Annotated in this window: 19 protein-coding genes; 4 read left to right on the top strand and 15 right to left on the bottom strand. The window is 61.1% G+C overall.

The features are described 5' to 3' along the window. Window positions 1–234: 234 nt before the first annotated feature. The gene (locus ASC85_RS30200; protein ID WP_057452521.1) at window positions 235–1,743 is read right to left on the bottom strand and encodes a sigma-54-dependent transcriptional regulator; all 1,509 of its coding nucleotides are present in this window, start codon (window positions 1,741–1,743) and stop codon (window positions 235–237) included. A 204-nt stretch (window positions 1,744–1,947) separates the two neighbouring features. Next, window positions 1,948–2,853: a LysR family transcriptional regulator gene (locus tag ASC85_RS30195; RefSeq protein WP_018614206.1), complete on the bottom strand. Its 906-nt coding sequence runs from the start codon at window positions 2,851–2,853 to the stop codon at window positions 1,948–1,950. Between the two features lie 113 nt (window positions 2,854–2,966). Here ASC85_RS30195 and ASC85_RS30190 point away from each other — a divergent pair, with 113 nt between their 5' ends. After that, entirely contained in the window at window positions 2,967–3,845 is an 879-nt protein-coding gene (locus ASC85_RS30190) for an MBL fold metallo-hydrolase (RefSeq protein ID WP_057452520.1), read from the top strand. A gap of 289 nt (window positions 3,846–4,134) precedes the next feature. Then, window positions 4,135–4,749, top strand: a complete 615-nt coding sequence (locus ASC85_RS30185; protein ID WP_057452519.1) for an NAD(P)-dependent oxidoreductase — start codon at window positions 4,135–4,137, stop codon at window positions 4,747–4,749. 143 nt (window positions 4,750–4,892) lie between these two features. On the opposite strand, the gene ASC85_RS30180 is transcribed toward ASC85_RS30185, so the two are convergent. The 11 genes from ASC85_RS30180 to ASC85_RS30130 form a co-directional block, all read right to left on the bottom strand. Further along, window positions 4,893–5,222, bottom strand: coding sequence for a GlpM family protein (locus ASC85_RS30180; RefSeq protein WP_162843741.1), 330 nt, complete (start codon window positions 5,220–5,222; stop codon window positions 4,893–4,895). Window positions 5,223–5,250: 28 nt separating this feature from the next. Beyond that, window positions 5,251–6,579, bottom strand: a complete 1,329-nt coding sequence (locus tag ASC85_RS30175; RefSeq protein ID WP_057452518.1) for a sigma-54-dependent transcriptional regulator — start codon at window positions 6,577–6,579, stop codon at window positions 5,251–5,253. Continuing rightward, window positions 6,576–8,480 (bottom strand): sensor histidine kinase, encoded by a 1,905-nt coding sequence (locus ASC85_RS30170; protein WP_057452517.1) that lies wholly within the window; start codon window positions 8,478–8,480, stop codon window positions 6,576–6,578. The genes ASC85_RS30175 and ASC85_RS30170 overlap by 4 nt, the downstream gene beginning before the upstream one ends. A gap of 77 nt (window positions 8,481–8,557) precedes the next feature. Next, window positions 8,558–9,292, bottom strand: coding sequence for an amino acid ABC transporter ATP-binding protein (locus tag ASC85_RS30165; RefSeq protein ID WP_003204983.1), 735 nt, complete (start codon window positions 9,290–9,292; stop codon window positions 8,558–8,560). Then, window positions 9,289–9,960: an amino acid ABC transporter permease gene (locus ASC85_RS30160; protein WP_014339892.1), complete on the bottom strand. Its 672-nt coding sequence runs from the start codon at window positions 9,958–9,960 to the stop codon at window positions 9,289–9,291. The genes ASC85_RS30165 and ASC85_RS30160 overlap by 4 nt, the downstream gene beginning before the upstream one ends. Then, window positions 9,960–10,706 carry an amino acid ABC transporter permease gene (locus ASC85_RS30155; protein WP_014339891.1) on the bottom strand — a complete coding sequence of 249 codons (747 nt, stop codon included), beginning with the start codon at window positions 10,704–10,706 and terminating at the stop codon, window positions 9,960–9,962. Before ASC85_RS30155 ends, ASC85_RS30160 begins: the two co-directional genes overlap by 1 nt. Window positions 10,707–10,896: 190 nt before the next feature. Further along, on the bottom strand, window positions 10,897–11,811 hold the full coding sequence (locus tag ASC85_RS30150; RefSeq protein WP_057452516.1) for a glutamate/aspartate ABC transporter substrate-binding protein: 915 nt from the start codon (window positions 11,809–11,811) through the stop codon (window positions 10,897–10,899). A gap of 449 nt (window positions 11,812–12,260) precedes the next feature. Continuing rightward, complete coding sequence (gene glpD / locus ASC85_RS30145) at window positions 12,261–13,799, bottom strand: glycerol-3-phosphate dehydrogenase (protein WP_057452515.1); 1,539 nt, start codon at window positions 13,797–13,799, stop codon at window positions 12,261–12,263. Between the two features lie 313 nt (window positions 13,800–14,112). Continuing rightward, window positions 14,113–14,868 carry a DeoR/GlpR family transcriptional regulator gene (locus tag ASC85_RS30140; RefSeq protein WP_003204973.1) on the bottom strand — a complete coding sequence of 252 codons (756 nt, stop codon included), beginning with the start codon at window positions 14,866–14,868 and terminating at the stop codon, window positions 14,113–14,115. 85 nt (window positions 14,869–14,953) lie between these two features. Beyond that, on the bottom strand, window positions 14,954–16,459 hold the full coding sequence (glpK, locus tag ASC85_RS30135) for a glycerol kinase GlpK (RefSeq protein WP_057452514.1): 1,506 nt from the start codon (window positions 16,457–16,459) through the stop codon (window positions 14,954–14,956). Window positions 16,460–16,535: 76 nt separating this feature from the next. After that, entirely contained in the window at window positions 16,536–17,387 is an 852-nt protein-coding gene (locus ASC85_RS30130; RefSeq protein ID WP_057452513.1) for an MIP/aquaporin family protein, read from the bottom strand. A 322-nt stretch (window positions 17,388–17,709) separates the two neighbouring features. Between ASC85_RS30130 and ybaK the strand changes: the two genes are divergently transcribed. Both ybaK and ASC85_RS30120 read left to right on the top strand, forming a co-directional pair. Then, window positions 17,710–18,180: a Cys-tRNA(Pro) deacylase gene (gene ybaK / locus ASC85_RS30125; RefSeq protein ID WP_053124560.1), complete on the top strand. Its 471-nt coding sequence runs from the start codon at window positions 17,710–17,712 to the stop codon at window positions 18,178–18,180. Window positions 18,181–18,346: 166 nt separating this feature from the next. Beyond that, window positions 18,347–19,129, top strand: a complete 783-nt coding sequence (locus ASC85_RS30120; RefSeq protein ID WP_057452512.1) for a PhzF family phenazine biosynthesis protein — start codon at window positions 18,347–18,349, stop codon at window positions 19,127–19,129. A 155-nt stretch (window positions 19,130–19,284) separates the two neighbouring features. Here the strand turns inward: ASC85_RS30120 and ASC85_RS30115 are convergent, their stop codons facing one another. Then, complete coding sequence (locus ASC85_RS30115) at window positions 19,285–20,388, bottom strand: ABC transporter ATP-binding protein (RefSeq protein ID WP_057452511.1); 1,104 nt, start codon at window positions 20,386–20,388, stop codon at window positions 19,285–19,287. Continuing rightward, window positions 20,385–21,305: an ornithine carbamoyltransferase gene (gene argF, locus ASC85_RS30110; protein WP_057452510.1), complete on the bottom strand. Its 921-nt coding sequence runs from the start codon at window positions 21,303–21,305 to the stop codon at window positions 20,385–20,387. Before argF ends, ASC85_RS30115 begins: the two co-directional genes overlap by 4 nt. Between the last annotated feature and the right edge of the window lie 302 nt (window positions 21,306–21,607).

Here is a 21,607-nt window from a genome sequence, read left to right as displayed (position 1 = left end):
GTGGGATCAAAGCCTTGCGCAGCGCTGCTTAGCGATGAGTGTAGCGATATCGTTCCACTGTAGCGCTTTCAGTACAGGTGGAGGTCGTTTTTGGGCCAAGTTCCAAATACGCTGCAGATCAAATGTGAGAGCGAGCCTGCTCGCGATAGCGTTTTGTCAGTCAACATTGATGCTGGCTGATACACCGCTATCGCGAGCAGGCTCGCTCCCACAGGGTGATGTGCTTTGCTGGGGTCAGGGCTTGTTGGAAATCCCGTATTTACGCAACCGATGGGCAATCGCGGTGTGGGAGGTTTGCAGGCGGCTGGCGAGCTGGCGGGTGGAGGGGTAGTTGACGTAGAGGCTTTCAAGCAGGTGTTTCTCGAAGCTTTCCACGGCCTGTTCCAGGCTTTCGACTTCCACATCGCCCTGGCGCGCCACGGAGGTGCCGGCGATGTCCAGGTCGCCGATATCCACCAGGCTGCTTTCGCAAATGGCGGCGGCGCGGAAGATCACGTTCTGCAATTGCCGCACGTTGCCGGGCCAGCGGTTGCCCAGCAGGGCCGGGTAAGTGCCGGGGGCCAGGCGGCAGACCGGGCGCTGGATCTGCGCGCAGGCCTGCTGCATGAAATAACGCGCCAGTAGCAGGATGTCCTGGCCGCGTTCCCGCAGCGGCGGGACTTCGACATTGAGCACGTTCAGGCGGTAGAACAGGTCTTCGCGGAACGAGCCCTCGCTGACCATTTTCTCCAGGTTGCGGTGGGTGGCGCTGAGGATCCGCACGTTGACCTTGATCTCCCGGTCGCCGCCCACCCGGCGGAAGCTGCCATCGTTCAGGAAGCGCAGCAGCTTGGCTTGCAGGTACGGCGACATCTCGCCGATTTCATCGAGGAATACCGTGCCCTGGTTCGCCAGCTCCATCAGCCCTGGCTTGCCGCCCCGTTGCGCCCCGGTGAAGGCGCCGGGGGCGTAGCCGAACAGTTCGCTTTCCGCCAGGTTCTCCGGCAATGCCGCGCAGTTCAGGGCCAGGAACGGGGCGCCATGACGGGCGCTGATGGCATGGCATGCCCGGGCCACCAGTTCCTTGCCGGTGCCGGTTTCGCCCTGGATCAGCAGCGGTGCATCCAGCGCCGCGACCCGCTGGGCCCGGGCCTTGAGGGTGCGGATCGCCGGGGATTCGCCCAGCAGCGCGTCGAAGCCTTCGGCGTGATCGTGATGCAGGGCCGACAGGCGCTCGCCGATGCGGTTCGGCTGATACAGCGTCAGCAGCGCGCCGGCATCGGTGATGGGCGTGGCGTCCAGCAGCAAGGTCTGGCCGTTGAGGGTGATTTCCCGCAGCGGCAAGCGGAAACCGTTCTCCAGCAAGGCGTCCAGCAAGGCCGCGTCACCGAACAGCTCGGCCACGCTTTCCCCGGCCGGTTCACGCCCGTACAGGGCAATCAGCGCCGGGTTGGCCAGCAACACCTTGCCGGCACTGTCCAGGGCCAGCACCGGGTCGGTCATGGCGGCGAGCAACGCATCGAGCTGCAAGTGCCGGCGCTGGCCCGGCAGGATGTCCACCACGGTGACCGCCTGCACGCCGCGCACGCTGAACAGCGCCTCGCGCAACTCGTCGAGCACTTGCGGGCTGAGGGTCGGGGCGTCGATGTAGACGTTGGGCGGCACCATCTCCACCGCATCCAGATTGAGATTGCGCCCACCGAGCAAGGCCAGGACTTCCTGGGTGATACCGACGCGGTCGATGAAACTGACGTGGATACGCATGGGGCGATGGATTCTGGAACTCGGAGGGCCGCAAGTATGCCTTGGGGCGGGCTAATGGTGAAATCCTGGTCATACACTGATTTCCATTGTGGGAGCGAGCCTGCTCGCGATGGCGGAGAGTCAGTCAACATCTCTATTAGCTGTCACACCGCTATCGCGAGCAGGCTCGCTCCCACAAGGGAACTTCATTGTGGCCAATATTGTTTAGAGCCCCACATCCCACTCGGGCATCTCGGGAAACTTCAGCACCAAAAAGTCCAGCAGGCTGCGCAGTGCCGACGGCATGTGTTTGCGTGAGGCATACACCGCGTACATGTTCATCCGGCGCGGTTCGGCGTGGGGCAGCAGGCGGATCAGTTCGCCGTTCTTGATGTGGGCGCCGGCCTGGTAGCTGGGCAGCATGGCCACGCCGGCACCGGCTATCGTTGCCTGAAGCAATGTGCTGGCTTCGTTGGCGCTGATATTACCTTGCACCGGCACCGAGACCTGCTCGCCGTCCTGCTCGAAATGCCACAGGCTCTTGCCGACGTAGGAGTGGGTCAGGCAGTTGTGTCGGCTCAGGTCTTCCACGCGCAGCGGTGTCGAGTGCTCACGCAAATACTGTGGCGAGGCGCAGATCACCGAGCGGCAGACCGTGAGGCGGCGGGCAATCAGGTTCGGGTCCAGGTCGTTGCTCATGCGGATCGCCAGGTCGATGCGCTCATCCACCAGGTTCACGGTGCGGTCGAGCATTTGCAGGTCGACGCTTACCCCAGGGTAGCGCTTGACGTATTCGGCCATGGCGCTCGCCAGTTGGGCCTGGCCGAACGAGGTGCTGGCGCTGATGCGCAGCATGCCCCGTGGCGCATCGTCCGGGGTGCTGACGGCGGCTTGCATGTCGCCGGACAGCTCCAGCATCTGTCGGCAGCGCGGCAGGATCTCCGTGCCGGCGGCGGTCAGGCTCAGTTTGCGGGTGGTGCGGTGCATCAACCGGGCTCCGACCCAGTCCTCCAGTTCCGCCAGATACCGCGACACCACCGGACGCGACAGGTCCAGATGCTCGGCCGCCGCCGACTGGCTGCCCAGGTCCACCACCGTGACGAACACCCGCATTGCTTGTAGACGATCCATGATCTGCCCGATTTCAGAAACAAACTATGTTCGATCATCGCATTTTTTGAAACGAGTCAGGTCACTAAGCTCCGTCTCATTCCCTTTCGGGCTTTTGGACAACGGAGCACACCATGACCGGATTTATCCCCCTCAAGCGCCTGCTGCTGGCAACCGCCGCCCTGGCCTTCACCGCCCAGACCTGGGCCGCCGGCTTGACGCTGGACGTCTACAACCCCGGCGCGGCGGCGGTTTTCCCGGTGACTTCGGTTTTAGTCAGCGGTGAAAAAGAAGCGATCCTGGTAGACGCCCAATTCGGCAAGACCCAGGCCGAGCAGGTGGTGGAAAAAATCCGCGCCAGCGGCAAGCGATTGACCACGATCTACATCAGCCATGGCGATCCAGACTACTATTTTGGTTTGGAAACCCTCACCGCCGCGTTCCCCGAGGCCAAGGTGCTGGCGTCCGCGCCGACCGTCGCGCACATCAAGCAGACCATGGACGGCAAGCTGAAATATTGGGGGCCGATCCTGAAGACCGATGCCCCGGCCAAAGCCATCGTGCCCCAGGTGCTCAAGGGCGACAGCCTGACCCTGGAAGGCCAGCGCTTGCAGATCGTCGGCCTCGATGGCCCGCAGCCGGACCGCAGTTTCGTATGGATTCCATCAATCAAGGCCGTGGTAGGCGGTGTGGTGGTGGCCGAGAACATTCACGTCTGGATGGCTGACACCCAGACACCGCAGTCCCACAAGGACTGGCTGGCGACCCTTGCCGGTATTGAAAAGCTGCAACCGAACACCGTGATCCCGGGCCATTACCTGGGTGAAAGCGCCCGGTCCCTGGCCCCGGTGACATTCACCGCCGGCTACATCAAGGCCTTCGATGAAGAAACCGCCAAGGCCAAGGATTCCGCCGCGCTGATCGCCGCCATGAAGCAACGCTACCCGAACCTGGGTGAAGACAGTTCCCTGGAGCTCAGTGCCAAGGTGGCAAAGGGCGAGATGAAGTGGTGACAACCTTGATTCCAGGGTATCGGATGCGCTTTTGTGGCGAGGGAGCTTGCTCCCGCTGGGCTGTGTAGGAGCTGTCGAGTGAAACGAGGCTGCGATCTTTCCCCAGACACTTGAATCCCAAGCGAAAGATCAAAAGATCGTCCGAACGCGGCCCGAACCTTCGGCAGCTCCTACAGAACCGAGCGGGAGCAAGCTCCCTCGCCACAACGGTGTACATATCGCAAAGTTTTGTCATGTCCGTTTCGAGCACAGCTTTAATAGCCCCTATGTGTAATCACTGGAGAACACCATGAGCAAAATCGCAATCATCGGCGCCACCGGTCGCGCCGGCAGCCAATTGCTGGAAGAGGCCCTGCGCCGTGGTCACAGCGTGACGGCCATTGCCCGCAACACCGCGAAAATCGGCGAAAGGGCCGGGGTGGTCAGCAAGCAACTGGACGTATTGGACAGCGAGGCGCTGACCGCGGCGGTGACCGGTCACGATGTGGTGATCAGCGCGACCCACTTTGCCACTGTGCCGGCCGACAAGGTCATCGCGCCGGTGAAAGCCGCCGGGGTCAAGCGTTTGCTGGTGGTCGGCGGGGCCGGTTCGTTGCTGCTCCCGGACGGCTCTCGGGTGATCGATAGCGAAGGCTTCCCGGAGGAATACCTGGCCGAAGCCAGCGCCGGCGCATTGTTCCTCGATGTGCTGCGCCAGGAGCAAGACCTGGACTGGACCTTCCTTTCGCCTTCGGCAGAGTTCGTCGAAACCGAGCGCACGGAGCAGTTCCGCCTTGGCACGGATTACCTGCTGTTCGACGATGCCGGGCGTAGTTGGATCAGCTTTGCCGACTACGCGATCGCGATGATCGATGAAGTGGAAACACCGCAGTTTTCGCGGACGCGGTTTACCGTCGGTTACTGATCACTGGTTTGTGCAGGCGCTGTGTAGGAGCTGTGTAGGAGCTGTCGAGCAACGCGAGGCTGCGATCTTTCCTTGGGCACTTGAGTCTCTAGCGAAAGATCAAAAGATCGGAGCCTCGCGTTGCTCGGCAGCTCCTACAGGGATTAGCCGTGGATTCTTACCCAGACGCTGACCAGCACCGTCGCGGCCATCAGCCACGCCACCGCCGCCACGGCCAGGGACGCCTCCAGGCGCATGCGGTCGACCATCACGTAGAGGGTCGCCAGGTAGACGAAGTACGGAATGATCGACCACATCCCAAACACGATGGTGGTCTTCAGGTCGTCCACCGAACGGCCCTTGCCGACGATGTAATGGGCAATCAGGGCGAAGGTCGGGAACAGCGGCACCAGCCCGGCGATGTAATAGTTCCTGGTCTTGGCCAGCATCGCCAGGATGACCACCACGGCTGCACCGAGCGCCGCCTTGAAAATCAGATCCACAGGTTTCCCGCCCAGTTGATTAATGGTTCAGGCCATATTTTTTGACTTTGTCGAACAGCGTGGTCTTGGCCATGCCCAGCTCCAGGCTGGCCTGGGTCAGGTTGCCACCGCTGCGTTGCAGGGCGTCCACCAGCAGGTTGCGCTCGAAGGCTTCCACGGCTTCAGCGAAGGCCAGGCCCTGGTTACCACCGCTGGCGCCGGCGCGCTTGAACGCCGGCAGGCCCAGGGCATAACGCTCGGCGACGTTGCGCAGTTCGCGCACGTTGCCCGGCCAGTCGTGGCTCATCAGGTTCGACAGGGTCTGGTTGTCCAGCTCCGGCACCGTGCGGTCAAAGCGCAGGGACGACTGCTGGAGAAAGTGCTTGAACAGTTGCAGGATGTCTTCGCGCCGCTCGCGCAGTGGCGGCAGCTCCAGGGTCACCACGTTGAGGCGATAATACAGGTCGCTGCGGAACTGTCCGGCCCGGCCCATTTCGTCCAGGTCGGACTTGGTGGCGGCGATTACCCGGCAATCCACGGCCACGCTCTGGTTCGAACCCAGGCGCTCGAGGGTGCGTTCCTGCAACACGCGCAGCAACTTGATCTGCAAGGGCAGGGGCATGCTTTCCACTTCGTCGAGAAACAGCGTGCCGCCATCGGCGTGCTCGATCTTGCCGATCCGGCGTTTGCCGGCGCCGGTAAAGGCATTGGCCTCGTGGCCGAAAATCTCGCTTTCGAACAGGTTCTCTGGCAGGCCGCCGCAGTTCAGCGCGACGAACTGCTTGTCGTGGCGTCGGCTGAAATCGTGCAGGCAGCGAGCGACCAGTTCCTTGCCGGTGCCGGTTTCACCTTCGATCAGCACGTTGGCCGAGGTATCGGCGACGTTGGCGATCAGCGCGCGCAGGTGCTGCATGGCGGGTGAGCGGCCAATGATCCGGCCTTCCAGGGAATCGCGTTCGGCCAATTGCCGACGCAGCGATGACACTTCCCGGGCGAGGCTGCGCTGCTCCAGGGCACGGCGGGCGACGTCCACCAGGCGTTCAGGGGAGAAGGGTTTCTCCATGAAGTCATAGGCGCCTTTTTGCATGGCGCCGACGGCCATGGAGATGTCGCCGTGGCCAGTGATCAGCACCACCGGCAAGCTGCGGTCCCGCGCTTTGAGGCGGGTCAGCAGTTCCAGGCCGTCGATGCCCGGCAGGCGAATGTCACTGATGACGATGCCGGCAAAGTTATCGTCGACACGCTCCAGGGCCTCTTCGGCGCTGCCCACGCCGATGCAGGGAATGTCTTCCAGGGTCAGCGCCTGCTGGCAGCCCAGCAGGACATGGGGGTCGTCTTCGACGATCAGTACGCTCAGGTCGTTGTTCATAGCGGCTCGGCAGGTGAAAGGCTTACCAACGGTAAACTGAGGACAAACGTGGTTCCACTGCCCTCGACCGGGTGCTCGACGCCCAGGTATCCACCCGTGGCGGCGGCCAGGCTGGCGGAAAGCGTCAGGCCCAGGCCCAGGCCTTGTTCGCCGGGTTTGGTGGTGAAGAAGGGTTCGAACAGATGCTTGCGTGCTTCCGGGTCAATGCCGTGGCCGTTATCCCGTACACGCAGGCGATATTTGCCATCGCCGGCCTGGCCTTCGAGCCACAGCTGCGGTTCGGGTTGCGTCTGCATGGCGTCCAGGGCGTTGCCGATCAGGTTCACCAGGATCTGCTCCAGGCGCGTCTGGTCGATTTGCACCTGGACGTCGTCGAAGCTGGAATGAACCTGGATGTTCAAGCTTTCAAGACGGGTGCCCAGCAGTTGCAGCGCGGCCTCGACGCCTTTGCCGAGGCTGGCCTGGCCCTGGTCGTCCCCACGGCGGGCGAAGGCGCGCAGGCTGGCGGTGATCCGGCCCATGCGGTCGATCAAATCGTTGATGGTCTTGAGGTTGGTGCTGGCGATATCCAACTGGCCGCGCTCCAGGAAACGCACGGTATTGCCGGACAAGGTGCGCAGTGCCGCCAGCGGCTGGTTGAGTTCGTGGGCGATGCTGGTGGACATCTGGCCGATGGCCGCCAGTTTGCCGGCCTGGACCAATTCGTCCTGGGCCCGGCGCAAGGTCTCTTCGGCCTGGCGCCGCTCGCGGATCTGGCCCTTGAGTCGCTCGTTGCTGGCGCGCAGGTCGGTGGTGCGTTCGGTAATCCGACGCTCGAGCTGGTTGTTGGCTTGCTGCAAGGCTTCCCGGGCCGCAAGACGGGTGGCGATGACCTTGCGTCGTTCGTTCCAGGCGATCAACAGGAACGCCACCAGGGCGAAGGCCACGGCCACCAGGATGCCTTGGTTGATCGCCTGGCGACGCAGGTCTTCAAGTGGGGTCAGCAGGGTGAAATTCCACGGGGTATCGCTCAAGGGCCGGGTCTGCGACAAGTAGCTGATGGCGCGCTCGTCGGACACCAGTTCGCTGTTGGCCGGGAACGTCAGCTTCTCCATGCCTTCGGCCAGGCGTTCCCGGGCCAGGGGCACCAGTTCATTGAGCGGAAACCAGTAGTACTGCAGGCTGCGGGCCAGGCGTTCCTTGGTGTCGTCGCTCAGGGGGCGAACCGACTTGAGCCGTCGCGCCGGGTCGCTGGACAGGATGATGATGCCGTTCTCATCACTGACAAACGCCTCCAGCCGCGCTCGCTGCCAGCGTTCCTCCAGGGCTTCGAGGCGCACCTTGACCACGGCCACGCCAATGATCTTGCCTTGTTGCTCCAGGCCATGGGCCAGGTAGTAGCCGGGTTCGCCGTTGGTGCTGCCGATGCCGTAGAAACGCCCCGGCTGGCCGCGCACGGCGTTCTGGAAATAGGCGCGGAAGGACAGGTCTTCGCCCAGGTAACTGTCGACATCGCGCCAGTTGCTGGTGGCCATCACCCGGCCGGTGGTGTCCATCACGTAGATGGCCCGGCTGCGGCTGCGGCGGTTCAGGCCTTCGAGGTATTCGTTGACGGTCCTGCGGTGCTCGGGCGTCGGGTCGTCGAGCAGTTGCGAGACACTCGATTCAAGTTCCAGCAGGCTGGGCAGGTAGGTGTACTTGCTGATCTCGCTTTCGACCGCACGGGCGTGCAGTTCCAACTGGCGCTCGCCATTCTCGGCGAGGCCACGTACGCCATAGTGCTCGCTGATCCAGAAGCCGAGGTAACCCAGGCCGATCATCAGGGCGATGATCAGTGGCGGCAGGAACAGATGGCGGATCAGGCGGGGTTTCACGGCGAGTGATGGCGGCGCGGCGCGATAGAGGGTGGGGTCGCATTTCATCACAGAAGCCTTGGGTCAACCACAACACTTACTCAGAGTCACCACGGTCCCTTGTGGGAGCTTTCGCAAATGTGTTTTTAGTGCTGCAGGATTTTCTCAAGGAAATGCTGCGCGCGTTCGGAGCGGGCGCTGATGTCGCCGAAGAACTCTTCTTTCTTGCAGTCTTCGATGATCTGGCCCTGGTCCATGAAGATCACCCGGTTCGCCACTTTGCGGGCGAAGCCCATTTCGTGGGTCACGCACATCATGGTCATGCCTTCGTGGGCCAGTTGCACCATGACGTCGAGCACTTCGTTGACCATTTCCGGGTCGAGGGCCGAGGTCGGTTCGTCGAACAGCATCACCACCGGGTCCATCGCCAGGGCACGGGCAATCGCCACGCGCTGCTGCTGGCCGCCGGAGAGCTGGCCCGGGTGCTTGTGGGCGTGGGCCGAGAGGCCGACCCGCTCAAGCAGTTGCAGACCTTTCTTGGTGGCTTCTTCCTTGCTGCGGCCCAGCACCTTGATCTGCGCGATGGTCAGGTTCTCGGTGATGGTCAGGTGCGGGAACAGTTCGAAATGCTGGAACACCATGCCCACGCGCGAACGCAGTTTCGGCAGGTTGGTCTTCGGGTCGGCGATGGACGTGCCATCGACCACGATGTCGCCTTTCTGGAACGGTTCCAGGGCGTTCACGCACTTGATAAGCGTGGATTTGCCCGAACCGGACGGCCCGCACACCACCACCACCTCACCCTTGCTGACCTCGGTGCTGCAATTGGTCAGTACCTGGAAGTCCCCATACCACTTGTTGATGTTCTTGATAGAGATCATACGGCGAACCTTTTTTGCAGACGCTTGACCAGCAGCGAGGCGGCAAAGCTGATTGTGAAGTACACGAGACCTGCGATGATCAGGAACTCATTGGAGCGGCCGATGATGTCGCCATTGGCCCGCGAAGCATTGAGGAAGTCCACCAGGCCGACCGTGTAGACCAGCGAGGTGTCCTGAAACAGGATGATGCTTTGTTGCAGCAGCAGCGGGGTCATCTTGCGAAACGCCTGGGGCAGGATGATCAGGCGCATGACCTGGCCATAATTCATCCCCAGTGCCTGGGCGGCGCCCATCTGGCCCTTGGGGATCGACTGCACGCCGGCCCGGACGATTTCGCAGAAGTACGCCGCCTCGAACATCATGAACGCCACGACGCAGGAGCCGAACGCGCCGATCGGCGTGTCTTCGCCGGTGATCCAGCGCAGCACGAACGGCACCGCCAGGTAGAACCAGGTGATGACCAGCAGCAGCGGAATCGAGCGGAAATAGTTGACGTAGGCGCCAGCGATATTGGACACCAGCTTGTTGTGGGACAGGCGCATCAGCGCCAGGATCGTGCCCAGGATGATCCCGCCGACGACACCCAGGGCCATCAGCTTGAGGGTCATCACCATGCCGTTCCACAAACCGGGAATGGCCGGGATGATGCCAGTGAAGTCGAATTCCATTATTTACCCCCCACGGAGATCAGGCCGGGCACCGCGACTTTCTTCTCGACCATGCGCATGAGCAGCATCAGGCTCATGTTCAGGGTGAAATAGATCAGCGTGGCCAGGGTGAAGGCTTCGAACAGGTTGGCGGAGAACTCGGCGGTCTGCTTGGTCTGCGCGAGCAACTCCATCAGGCCGATCAGCGAGGCCACGGAGGAGTTCTTGAAGACGTTGAGGAATTCCGAGGTAAGCGGCGGAATGATGATCCGGTAGGCCTGGGGCAGCAGCACGTTCCAGTAGATCTGCGGCAGCTTGAAGCCCATGGCGCGGGCGGCGGATTCCTGGCCGCGCGGCAGCGCCTGGATACCGGTGCGCACCTGTTCGCAGACCCGGGCGGCGGTGAACAGGCCCAGGCACACCACGACGCTCAGGTAGGCCGAGGTGGTCGGGTTCAGGTCCTGCTTGTACCACTCCTGCATATCGGCGGGCAGCAGGTCCGGCACCAGGAAGTACCAGATGAACAGCTGCACCAGCAGCGGCACGTTACGGAAAAGCTCCACGTAGCACGTGGCGATACCCGACACCAGCCGGTTCGGCACGGTACGCATGACGCCTAGTACCGAGCCCAGCAGCAGGGCGATGATCCAGGCTACGACGGCGATGGCGATAGTCCAGCCCAGGCCGGCCACGTACCAGTCGAGATAAGTCTCGCTGCCCACGCCGGTGGACTTGAAGAACACGCCCCAGTCCCAGTTGTAATTCATTAGGGTCTCCCCTCAGATCGTTCGATGTACAAATGCCCGCCTGGGGAAACTCCGTTCCCGCCCGGCTTGGAGGCCAGGCACACGCCATCGGCTCGACAGCCACCGGTTCGAGTGTTTCCAGATTTGCCAGCAGGGAGTGACCATCCCCTGAAAGGGCCGGGCCCCTTCAGGAGATAAGGTTAGTCAGAAATCAGGATTTCTTGTCGTCAGCCGCTTTATCGGTCGGCTTGGCGATCAGTGCCTTGAGTTCGTCGCTCATCGGGAAGTTCAGGTTCAGGCCTTTTGGCGGGATAGGTTGCATGAACCATTTTTCGTAGATCTTGTTGATCTCGCCCGAAGCGTAGGTGGCCTTGATGGCGTCATCGACAGCCTTTTTGAACGGCTCGTCGCCCTTGCGCATCATGCAGCCGTAGATTTCGTAGGACTGTGGGGTGCCGGTCACGGCCCAGTCATCGGCTTTCTTGGCCTTGGCGGCTTCGCCAGCCAGCAGGGCGTCGTCCATCATGAACGCAACGGCGCGACCCGATTCCAGCATCTGGAAGGATTCGCCGTGGTCCTTGGCGGAGATGACGTTCATGCCCATCTGCTTGTCGGCGTTCATCGACTTGAGCAGGCGCTCGGACGTGGTGCCGGCGGTGGTCACGACGTTCTTGCCCTTGAGGTCGTCGAAATCCTTGTACTTGGAATCTTTCTTGGACAGCAGCTTGGTGCCGATCTCGAAGATGCCAACGGAGAAGTCAACCTGCTGCTGACGCTCGACGTTGTTGGTGGTGGAACCGCATTCCAGGTCCACGGTGCCGTTCTGCACCAGCGGGATACGGGTTTGCGAGGTGACCAGGTTGTACTTGACCTGCAGGTTGGGCAGGTCCAGGTCTTTTTTCAGCGCTTCGACGACTTTCAGCTGGATATCGTGGGAGTAGCCGACCGGCTTGCCGGAAGCGTCCGCGATGTAGGAAAACGGAATGGAAGCGTCGCGATGTCCCAGCGTGACAACGCCGGACTCTTTGATCTTTTTCAGTGTGCCGGTCAGTTCGGCTGCGAAAACCGGAGTGCTGATCAGAGCGGCAGCAATGGCTGCGCCCAGGAGATGGGGAACGATACGCATCGATGTTTCCTCGACATTGTTTTTTTTATTTCGGCCGGTTTGTCGGCCCTGAGTACTTCGAAGTGCCTGGCAGCTCCTGTTGTGTTGGCGTACAGGCATTCGTCTCCAGGAGTGTAGAGCATGAGTCGTGCCAGGCCAGTCGAGTATGGGTAAATCATTGTTTTTAAAAGAAGTTAATGTTTTTTTTCAGGTTTTATGCGACCTGATTTATCCGGTTAGCCGAACTGACTGGTGGGTCTTGTTCGGAAAACCGAATACCTTGAGCCTGCCTCGATCCATTGTGGGAGCGAGCTTGCTCGCGATAGCGGTGGGTCAGTCCCATAGAGGTTGAATGTGCTGGCCTCATCGCGAGCAAGCTCGCTCCCACAGGGGGGCGTCGGTGGAGCCCAGATAGCAAAAAGCCCCTGAATCTCAGGATTCAGGGGCTCTTGGGTTCAGCCGGGTATCGGTCAGGCCGCTTCGATCTTGCGGCGGTTGTGTTCGACCTTGTCCAGGTACTGCTGCAGTTTCTCCTGCTCGACCGGGGTGGTGAACAAGCCCAGCTTGCTGCGGCGCCACAGGATGTCCTGGGCATCGACGGCCCACTCGTCGCTGCACAGGTAATCGACTTCGCGGGTATAGAGACCGGCGCCGATGTGCTCGCCCAGGTCGCCCAGGTTGTGCACGCCTTCGAGCATGCGCCAGGTGCGGCTGCCGTAGGTGGTGGCCCAGCGGCGGGCAATGTCGGTTGGCAGCCAGTCGAACTTGTCGCGGATCGCCGAGCAAAGCGCCTGCGGGGTGGTCATGTTTTCACCGCCGGGGAGGGCCTCTACGGCGGTCCAGCTCGGACGCATCTGGGTGAAATAGGGGGCCAGTTGCGCCATCGCCGATTCGGCCAGTTTGCGGTAGGTGGTCAGCTTGCCGCCGAACACCGACAACAAGGGGGCTTCTTCACCACCGCCCGACAGCGCCAGGGTGTAGTCGCGGGTCACGGCCGACGGGTTGTCGGATTCGTCATTGCACAGCGGACGCACACCGGAATAACTGTGCAGGATATCGTCGCGGCTGATCTGCTTCTTGAAGTGGGCATTGACTACCTTCAACAGGTAATCGGTTTCGCCCTCGGTGATCGCCACTTTGGCCGGGTCACCGGTGTATTCGCGGTCAGTGGTACCTATCAGGGTGAACTGGTTCAGGTACGGAATGGTGAACACGATGCGCTGGTCTTCGTTTTGCAGAATATGCGCATGCTCGCCTTCGTAGAGTTTCGGCACGATCAGGTGGCTGCCTTGGATCAGGCGGATGCCGTAGGGCGATTCCAGCTTCAGGTCATCGCGAATGAACTTGGCGACCCACGGGCCGGCGGCGTTGACCAATGCCTTGGCACGGATCGAGAACAGGCTGCCGTCGGCACGTTCCAGATGCAAGTGCCACAGGCCTTTGCTGCGACGGGCGTTCACGCAACGGGTGCGGGTGTGGATATGCGCGCCTTTTTCCCGGGCGGCCATGGCGTTGAGCACCACCAGCCGCGCATCGTCGACCCAGCAGTCGGAATATTCGAAACCTTTGGTGATCTCGCTTTTCAATGCGCTGTCGGCACCGAACTTCAGGCTTTTCGAGCCGGCGAGCTGCTCACGCTTGCCCAGGTGATCGTAGAGGAACAGGCCGGCGCGGATCATCCAGGCCGGGCGCAGATGTGGGCGGTGAGGCAGCACGAAGCGCATTTGCTTGACGATGTGCGGGGCCTTGGTCAGCAGTACTTCGCGCTCGGCCAGCGCTTCGCGCACCAGGCGGAACTCATAATGTTCGAGGTAGCGCAGGCCACCGTGGATCAGCTTGCTGCTGGCCGACGATGTGTGGCTGGCCAGGTCGTCCTTTTCGCAAAGGAACACCGAAAGACCGCGACCGGCAGCGTCCGCGGCAATCCCCACGCCGTTGATACCGCCACCAATGACGGCGACGTCGTAAACCTCGGCGAGAGGGGGCGTAGGCAAGGTAGAAGTGGGCATCGGCTGGCCTCGGGCTCTTTTTCGAAATATTTGAATTCGAACATAAATGTTCATTTGCGAAAATACTAGCCCATAAAGACGGCAACAGCCAGTCAACTTCGATTGAAAATACTGATCAAGGGAAGCTGAAAGGAAAATTTTCGAACATGGAAGGAGGGAAGGTGCCTGGGCATGCTTTTGTGGCGAGAGGGATTTGTGGGAGCAAAGCTTGCTCGCGAAACAGGCAACTCGTTCTATCTAGAAACTGTGTCGCCTTCATCGCAGGCAAGCCTTGCTCCCACAGCAGCCTTGCCACAGGGTATTGAGGAGATCGTCAGACCACTTCCAGCCGAATCTTGTGCTGGCTCAGCAATTGCGCCAGGGCCGGCACGGGTTGCTGGTCGGTCACCAGGCAGTCGATCAGGCTGATGGGGCCCAGGCGGACCATGGCGTTGCGCCCGAATTTGCTGGAGTCCGCCGCCAATAGCACTTGCCGGGCGTTGGCGATGATGGCTTGGGAGACCCGCACTTCCTGGTAGTCGAAGTCCAGCAGGCTGCCGTCTTCATCGATCCCGCTGATACCCACCAGAGCGAAGTCGACCTTGAACTGGTTGATGAAATCGACGCTGGCCTGACCCACCACGCCGCCGTCACGCCGTACGTTGCCGCCGGCGATCAGGACTTCGAAGTCGTCCTTGGCGCTGAGGATCGAAGCCACGTGCAGGTTATTGGTGATGACCTTCAGATGGTTGTGATTGAGCAGTGCCCGGGCGATGGATTCGGTGGTGGTGCCGATGTTGATGAACAGCGAGGCATGATCGGGGATCTGGGCGGCGATGGCTTCGGCGATGCGTTGCTTCTCGTCGCGCATCTGATCGGCGCGCATGGCGTAGGCGGTGTTTTCCACGCTTGAGTCGTAGGCGGCGCCGCCGTGGTAGCGACGCAGCAGGTTCACTTCCGCCAGTTGGTTGATATCGCGGCGAATGGTTTGCGGGGTGACGACGAATAGCTGCGCCATTTCCTCGATGCTGACATAGCCGCGTTCGCGGACCAGTTCGAGGATTTGCTGCTGGCGGGGAGGCAGATTCATGGGGCTTCCTTTGGGCTGCCGTACAAAATTTGCCCATGATGCCGCAGGAATCCACTCCCGACCAGTTTCAGAACCTTATCAGGCTTTATTCAGCGTCTTCATGGGGCTCCCAGTCACGGGTGCGACTGACCGCCTTCTGCCAGCCGGCGTAGAGTTTTTCCTTCGCCTGCTCGTCCAGTTGCGGTTCGAATTCGCGCTCGATCACCGCTTTGCCGCGCAGTTCTTCCAGGCTGCCCCAGAAGCCGCACGCCAGGCCGGCCAGGTACGCCGCGCCCAGGGCGGTGGTTTCACGCATTTTCGGGCGCTCGACCTGGGTACCCAGGATGTCGGCCTGGAATTGCATCAGGAAGTTGTTCGCCACCGCGCCACCGTCGACGCGCAGGGCCTTGAGGCGTTCACCCGAATCCTGCTGCATGGCGTCGAGTACGTCGCGGGTCTGGTAGGCAATCGACTCCAGTGCTGCGCGAATGATGTGGTCGACGCGTACGCCGCGGGTCAGGCCGAACAGCGCGCCACGGGCATAGGGGTCCCAATACGGAGCGCCCAGGCCGGTGAAGGCGGGCACCAGGTACACGCCGTTGCTGTCCTTGACCTTGTTGGCAAAGTATTCGGTATCCAGCGCGTCGTTGATGATCTTCAGTTCATCGCGCAGCCACTGGACCGTGGAACCACCATTGAAGACCGCGCCTTCCAGGGCGTAGGCGACTTCGCCGCGCGGGCCGCAGGCGATGGTGGTGAGCATGCCGTGATTGGATTTGACGGCCTTGCTGCCGGTGTTCATCAGCAGGAAGCAGCCGGTGCCGTAGGTGTTTTTCGCCTGGCCCGGCTCCACGCACATCTGGCCGAAAAGCGCCGCCTGCTGGTCGCCGGCAATGCCGCCGATGGCGATGCCGCTCTTGGTGCGGCCATAGATCTCCGAGGACGATTTCACTTGCGGGAGCATTTCGCGGGGGATGTCGAGGATGTCGAGCATCTTCGCGTCCCATTCCAGCGAGTGAATGTTGAAGAGCATGGTGCGCGAGGCGTTGGTGTAGTCGGTGACGTGGACTTTGCCGCCGGTGAATTTCCAGATCAGCCAGCTGTCGACGGTGCCGAACAGCAGTTCACCGTTGCGCGCACGCTCGCGGCTGCCTTCGACGTTGTCCAGGATCCACTTGAGCTTGGTGCCGGAAAAGTACGGGTCGGTGACCAGGCCGGTGGTTTGGCTGATGTATTGCTCGTGGCCATCGCGCTTGAGCTGCTGGCAGATTTCGGTACTGCGGCGGCATTGCCAGACGATGGCGTTGTAGATCGGCCGGCCGGTGGTCTTGTCCCAGACCACGGTGGTTTCACGCTGGTTGGTGATGCCGATGGCAGCCACCTGGTCATGGTGCAGGCCGGCCTGGGCGAGGGCTTCGACCATGACCGCGCTCTGGGTGGCGAAGATTTCCATCGGGTCGTGTTCGACCCAGCCGGCCTGTGGGTAATGCTGGGCGAATTCGCGCTGGGCGGTGCAGACCACGTTGGCGTCACGGTCGAAGATGATCGCGCGCGAGCTGGTCGTACCCTGGTCGAGGGCAATGATGTAGTTCTTGTTCTGGATGTCAGTCATGTCGATTGCCTTGGGACGTAAATTAGGGAAGAAGCCACGGCGCAGGCTGGAATGGCAGGAGCCTGCGTCGACTGTTTCAGGATGTTCTGGGCTTGCCGTCAATGGCCGGTTTTGCATCCTTTGTAGCAGTTATGGCGCTGGGCAGGTGGCGGGCAATCAAGCCGCGATAAGCCGCAGCACCCAGGCACGCCCCCACGATCGGGGCAAAAATCGGAACCAGGAAGTACGGGATGTCGCGTCCACCCGTGAGGGAAATTTCACCCCAGCCGGCGAAGAAAGTCATCAGTTTAGGACCGAAGTCCCGCGCCGGGTTCATCGCAAAGCCTGTCAGCGGCCCCATGGAACTGCCGATCACGGCAATCAGCAGGCCGATCAGCAGCGGCGCCAGTGGGCCTCGAGGCAAACCATTGTTGTCATCGGTCAGGGACATGATCACTCCCATCAGGATGGCCGTAATGATCACCTCCACGAGGAAGGCTTGGCCGGTGGACAGCGCTGCGTGCGGATAGGTGGAGAACACCGAGGCCAGTTCGAGGCTGGCTTCGGTGCCTCGAATCATGTGCCGGGACTGTTCGAAATCGAAGAATAGGTTGCTGTACAGCGTGTAGACCAGGAGGGCGCCGCAGAAAGCACCGGCCACTTGGGAAACTATATAGAGCGGCAGTTTGCGCTTTTCGAAGTCAGTGAAAATGCACAGGGCAATGCTGACGGCGGGGTTGAGATGGGCGCCGGAAATGCCCGCGCTCAGATAGATCGCCATGCTGACGCCGACGCCCCAGATGATGCTGATTTCCCACAAGCCGAAGCTGGCACCCGCGACTTTGAGCGCCGCGACGCAACCGGTACCGAAAAAAATCAGCAGGGCAGTGCCCAGGAATTCAGCCAGGCATTGGCTGGACAGGGACGGCTGTTGTAAAGCAGTTGTCATTCAAACCTCGGTTTTTTGTTGTTTTGCTGCGCCTTCGATAAAGCTCGATTGCGCGATCTCCACCGAGGCAGGATCCCCATCCTGATCTCGGGTTGCTGTTTGAGACCTGCGATATGACTTTCAGTTTCGAAAAAATATAGACAAGAAACGCTGGTGTCAAAGGTCGAAAGTGAACCGTCGGTCACATTTCAACTATTCGTGACGTGAATGACTCTTCCACTGGCGGCGGATCACCGGAACTCTCGGCGCCTCCCAAGCCTTTTCGCTGGCGATGGCTTAGAATCCGGCCACTCTTTTTTTCATTTCCTTGTCAGGAGCAGTCATGACACCCGCGTTGGATCTGCTTAAGAAAGTGCGCGCCGAACATCGCATCCACAGTTACGAACACGATCCCAAGGCCGCGTCCTACGGTTTGGAAGCGGCGGAAAAGCTCGGGCTGGATCCGGCGCAGGTGTTCAAGACGTTGTTGGCGGCCAGCGAAAAGGGTGAGTTGTTGGTGGCGGTGGTGCCCGTGGCCGGGAGCCTGGACTTGAAAGGCCTGGCCCATGCCGCCGGGGTGAAAAAGGTCGAGATGGCCGACCCAGCCGCCGCGCAGCGTTCGACCGGTTATTTGCTCGGCGGGATCAGCCCGCTGGGGCAGAAGAAGCGCCTGCGCACTTTTATCGACAGTTCCGCACAGCCGCTCGCCAGTATGTTTGTCAGTGCGGGACGCCGCGGCTTGGAAGTCGAGTTGGCGCCTTCGGTTTTGAAGGAGCATACCGGGGCGGCGTTTGCTGACATTGGACGTGCTTGAATAACGGCCGCGCAGTCGAGCGGGAGCAAGCGTCCTCGCCTGAAAGGCTAAGCTAGGGGGCAGGGCTTTCATCCTACGCTGTAGGGTGGAAATTCTACTGATCTGTCACTGGATAAGCCGTGCCGCTGCACCGCATGCTGGCGCATCAATAAAAAGGAGAAGTGCCATGCAGCTTGCGTTTCATCAGGTCGATGCGTTCAGTGACCGACCATTCGGCGGTAACCCGGCGATGGTCTATCGGCTCGACGGTTGGCTTGCCGATGACTTGATGCAGAAGATCGCCGCCGAACATAACCTGGCTGAAACCGCGTTTCTGGTGCGTGAAGGTCAGCATTGGCATATCCGCTGGTTTACGCCCACCACCGAAGTGCCGCTGTGCGGGCACGCCACGTTGGCCAGCGCTTATGTGCTGTTCGAGGTCTACCACGAAACGGTCGAGCGACTGGATTTCATCTGCAAGTCCGGTTCGTTGAGCGTGACGCGTGAAGGTGATCGGCTGTGGCTGGATTTTCCGGCCGTCGTGCCTGCCGAGTTGGGTGCATCCCTGGCCGTCCAGAATGCCTTGGGTGTCGAAGCGGTGGACGTGCTGAGCTCCAACGAGCTGTTCGTGGTGCTGGAATCGGAGCAAGCGGTACTCGATTGCAAACCGGACATGGCGGCCCTGGCAAAACTGCCTTGGCCTGGCGCTATCGTGACCGCGCCGGGGAGCAAGCATGATTTTGTCTCGCGCTATTTTGCCCCGGCGATCGGCATCAACGAAGATCCGGTGACGGGCTCGACCCACTGCAGCCTGATTCCCTATTGGTCCAAGCGCTTGGGCAAGCACGGGCTGACGGCTTACCAATGCTCGGCCCGGGGCGGGGCGTTGTTCTGCCGGTTGGAGGGTGAGCGGGTGAAGATCGGCGGGAATGCGACGTTGGTGGCCAGTGGGACGTTGATGCTGGGGTGATGGCATTCCCCCGCTGGTTTGCGCCCTGTAGGAGCTGGCGAAGCCTGCGATCTTTTGATCTTTTGATCTTTTGATCTTTCGCTTGAGATTCAATTGGCAGCGGAAAGATCGCAGCCTCGTTGCACTCGACAGCTCCTACACAGCTCCTACAGCTCCTACAGGCTATAGCGCCGCACACCGCTGTCCACCAGCGGGATGTGCGCCGCGGTGCTGCCCGAGGCCTGGAACAGCACCAGGTGTTCAGCGGCCACGCGGATGCCGACACTGTCCCCGAGCTGATGGTCGGCGTGGCTGGGGAAGATCGATTCCAGTTGCGCGCCTGTGGGCAATTGCAGGCGATACAAGGTTGAAGCGCCCAGGAAGGTCTTGCCGACAATGCTGGCGGTGAGCGGGCTGTCCGGTGCGTAGACGATATCGTCTGGACGCAGCAACACATCCACCGCACCGCCGATGGGCCAGGTGTAGGCCCGGTTACCGCGCAGGGTGCCCAACTCGGTTTGCACCGATTCCGGGCTGTCGAGCCGGCCGCGAATGAAATAGCCCTGGCCAATGAAGCTGGCGACAAATGGCGTCAGCGGTTCGTGATACAGGTTGTAGGGCGTGTCCCACTGTTCCAGTCGACCTTCCTTGAATACCCCGACATGGTCACTCACGGCGAAGGCTTCTTCCTGATCGTGTGTGACCAGGATCGCGCTGGTGCCGCGGGCCTTGAGAATATCCCGCACTTCATGGCTGAGCTTGCGTCGCAACTCGCCATCGAGATTGGAGAACGGCTCATCGAGCAACAACAGTTGTGGTTCTGGTGCCAGCGCGCGGGCCAGGGCCACGCGCTGTTGCTGACCGCCGGACAATTCATGGGGAAAACGCTTGCCCAGGTGCTTGAGGTTGACCAGTTCCAGCAACTCTTCGACGACGCGATCCTTGTCCGGATGCTTGCGAATGCCAAAGGCGATGTTCTCGGCCACGCTCAGGTGGGGAAACAGGGCATAGTCCTGGAACACCATGCCAATACGGCGTTTTTCCGGGGCGAGGGTGAAACCGGCGCGGGAAATGGTTTCCCCGGCCAGTTGGATTTCACCCTCGTGCACCGGTTCGAAGCCGGCGATGGCGCGCAACGTGGTGGTCTTGCCGCACCCGGACGAACCGAGCAGGCAACCGATATCGCCGGCATTGAGGTGCAGGTTGAGGTTCTGCACGACCCGTTGGTTTTGGTAGCCGCAGGCCAGGTTTTGCAAATTCAGCAGCAGCGAGTGGCTCATGCGTGGCGATACGCCGGCTCGACCAGGAACTCGAGCAGCGCCTTTTGCGCATGGAGGCGATTCTCTGCCTGGTCCCAGGCCACCGAACGTGGGTCATCGAGCAAATCGAAGCTGATCTCCTCGCCACGGTGGGCCGGCAGGCAGTGCATGAACAGCACGTCGGCATCCGCCAGGTCGAGCAAGGCCCGGTTGACCTGCAGTGGCGCGAACAGCTTGAGGCGCTTGGCGGTTTCTTCTTCCTGGCCCATGGAGGTCCAGACGTCGGTGCTCACCAGGTGCGCGCCAGCCACGGCCTGTTTCGGATCACGCACGATGGTCACGCGGTCCCCGGCCTTGGCGAGCAGCTCGGCATTGGGGTCATAACCTTCAGGGCAGGCAATGCGCAGCTGGAAGTCGAATTGCAGCGCCGCTTCTATATAGCTGTTGCACATGTTGTTGCCGTCGCCGATCCAGGCCACGGTCTTGCCCTGAATCGAGCCGCGGTGCTCGAGGAAGGTCTGCATGTCGGCCAGCAACTGGCAGGGGTGCAGGTCATCGGACAGGCCATTGATGACGGGTACGCGGGAATGGGCCGCAAACTCGGTCAGGGTGCTGTGGGCAAAGGTACGGATCATCACCGCGTCCAGCATGCTCGACATGACGATGGCGCAATCGCTGACCGGTTCGCCACGGCCCAGTTGGGTGTCGCGGGGCGACAGGAAGATCGCCTGGCCGCCCAGCTGGATCATGCCGGCTTCGAAAGAGATGCGGGTGCGGGTCGATGACTTCTCGAAGATCATCCCCAGCACGCGGTTTTTCAAGGGCTCGAACAGTACGCCGCGGTTACGCAGGTCCTTGAGCTCCACGCCTCGACGGATCACGCCGAGCAACTCATCGGGCGTGAAATCCATCAGGGAGAGAAAGTGCCTTGCGCTCATGATTGACTACCTTTTTGTAACTGACCGCAGATGCTCAAAGCCTTGTTTATTCAAAAAACGGGCGAGACCTGCGGCAAAAGCCGCACGGGGCGACGAAATAGGGGAAGGCGCGATCTTATAATTAAATGTCGCGTCTTACCAATAGGGCTACGGTTTTTGGGGATTTCAGCGAGGCCATCACGCGAATGCGATGGCATATTTGTGGCCGGTTTCCTGACAGCAGCGACCCATTTGTACACTGGCGTTGCTGGGCTTGGCAATCAAGCGCGGCGGGCGTGCCATGGAGAATGGTCGGTTTACGC

Source organism: Pseudomonas sp. Root401 (assembly GCF_001425105.1).
GTDB lineage: Bacteria > Pseudomonadota > Gammaproteobacteria > Pseudomonadales > Pseudomonadaceae > Aquipseudomonas > Aquipseudomonas brassicacearum.
The sequence above is the reverse complement of the archived record's forward strand: the minus strand, read 5'-3'. Positions and strand labels throughout refer to the sequence as shown.

Coding starts and splice junctions, on each gene's coding strand:
- ASC85_RS30200 (WP_057452521.1), bottom strand. CDS start 1,743: ATGCGTATCCACGTCAGTTTCATCGACCGCGTCGGTATCACCCAGGAA.
- ASC85_RS30195 (WP_018614206.1), bottom strand. CDS start 2,853: ATGGATCGTCTACAAGCAATGCGGGTGTTCGTCACGGTGGTGGACCTG.
- ASC85_RS30190 (WP_057452520.1), top strand. CDS start 2,967: ATGACCGGATTTATCCCCCTCAAGCGCCTGCTGCTGGCAACCGCCGCC.
- ASC85_RS30185 (WP_057452519.1), top strand. CDS start 4,135: ATGAGCAAAATCGCAATCATCGGCGCCACCGGTCGCGCCGGCAGCCAA.
- ASC85_RS30175 (WP_057452518.1), bottom strand. CDS start 6,579: ATGAACAACGACCTGAGCGTACTGATCGTCGAAGACGACCCCCATGTC.
- ASC85_RS30170 (WP_057452517.1), bottom strand. CDS start 8,480: ATGAAATGCGACCCCACCCTCTATCGCGCCGCGCCGCCATCACTCGCC.
- ASC85_RS30165 (WP_003204983.1), bottom strand. CDS start 9,292: ATGATCTCTATCAAGAACATCAACAAGTGGTATGGGGACTTCCAGGTA.
- ASC85_RS30160 (WP_014339892.1), bottom strand. CDS start 9,960: ATGGAATTCGACTTCACTGGCATCATCCCGGCCATTCCCGGTTTGTGG.
- ASC85_RS30155 (WP_014339891.1), bottom strand. CDS start 10,706: ATGAATTACAACTGGGACTGGGGCGTGTTCTTCAAGTCCACCGGCGTG.
- ASC85_RS30150 (WP_057452516.1), bottom strand. CDS start 11,811: ATGCGTATCGTTCCCCATCTCCTGGGCGCAGCCATTGCTGCCGCTCTG.
- glpD (WP_057452515.1), bottom strand. CDS start 13,799: ATGCCCACTTCTACCTTGCCTACGCCCCCTCTCGCCGAGGTTTACGAC.
- ASC85_RS30140 (WP_003204973.1), bottom strand. CDS start 14,868: ATGAATCTGCCTCCCCGCCAGCAGCAAATCCTCGAACTGGTCCGCGAA.
- glpK (WP_057452514.1), bottom strand. CDS start 16,459: ATGACTGACATCCAGAACAAGAACTACATCATTGCCCTCGACCAGGGT.
- ASC85_RS30130 (WP_057452513.1), bottom strand. CDS start 17,387: ATGACAACTGCTTTACAACAGCCGTCCCTGTCCAGCCAATGCCTGGCT.
- ybaK (WP_053124560.1), top strand. CDS start 17,710: ATGACACCCGCGTTGGATCTGCTTAAGAAAGTGCGCGCCGAACATCGC.
- ASC85_RS30120 (WP_057452512.1), top strand. CDS start 18,347: ATGCAGCTTGCGTTTCATCAGGTCGATGCGTTCAGTGACCGACCATTC.
- ASC85_RS30115 (WP_057452511.1), bottom strand. CDS start 20,388: ATGAGCCACTCGCTGCTGCTGAATTTGCAAAACCTGGCCTGCGGCTAC.
- argF (WP_057452510.1), bottom strand. CDS start 21,305: ATGAGCGCAAGGCACTTTCTCTCCCTGATGGATTTCACGCCCGATGAG.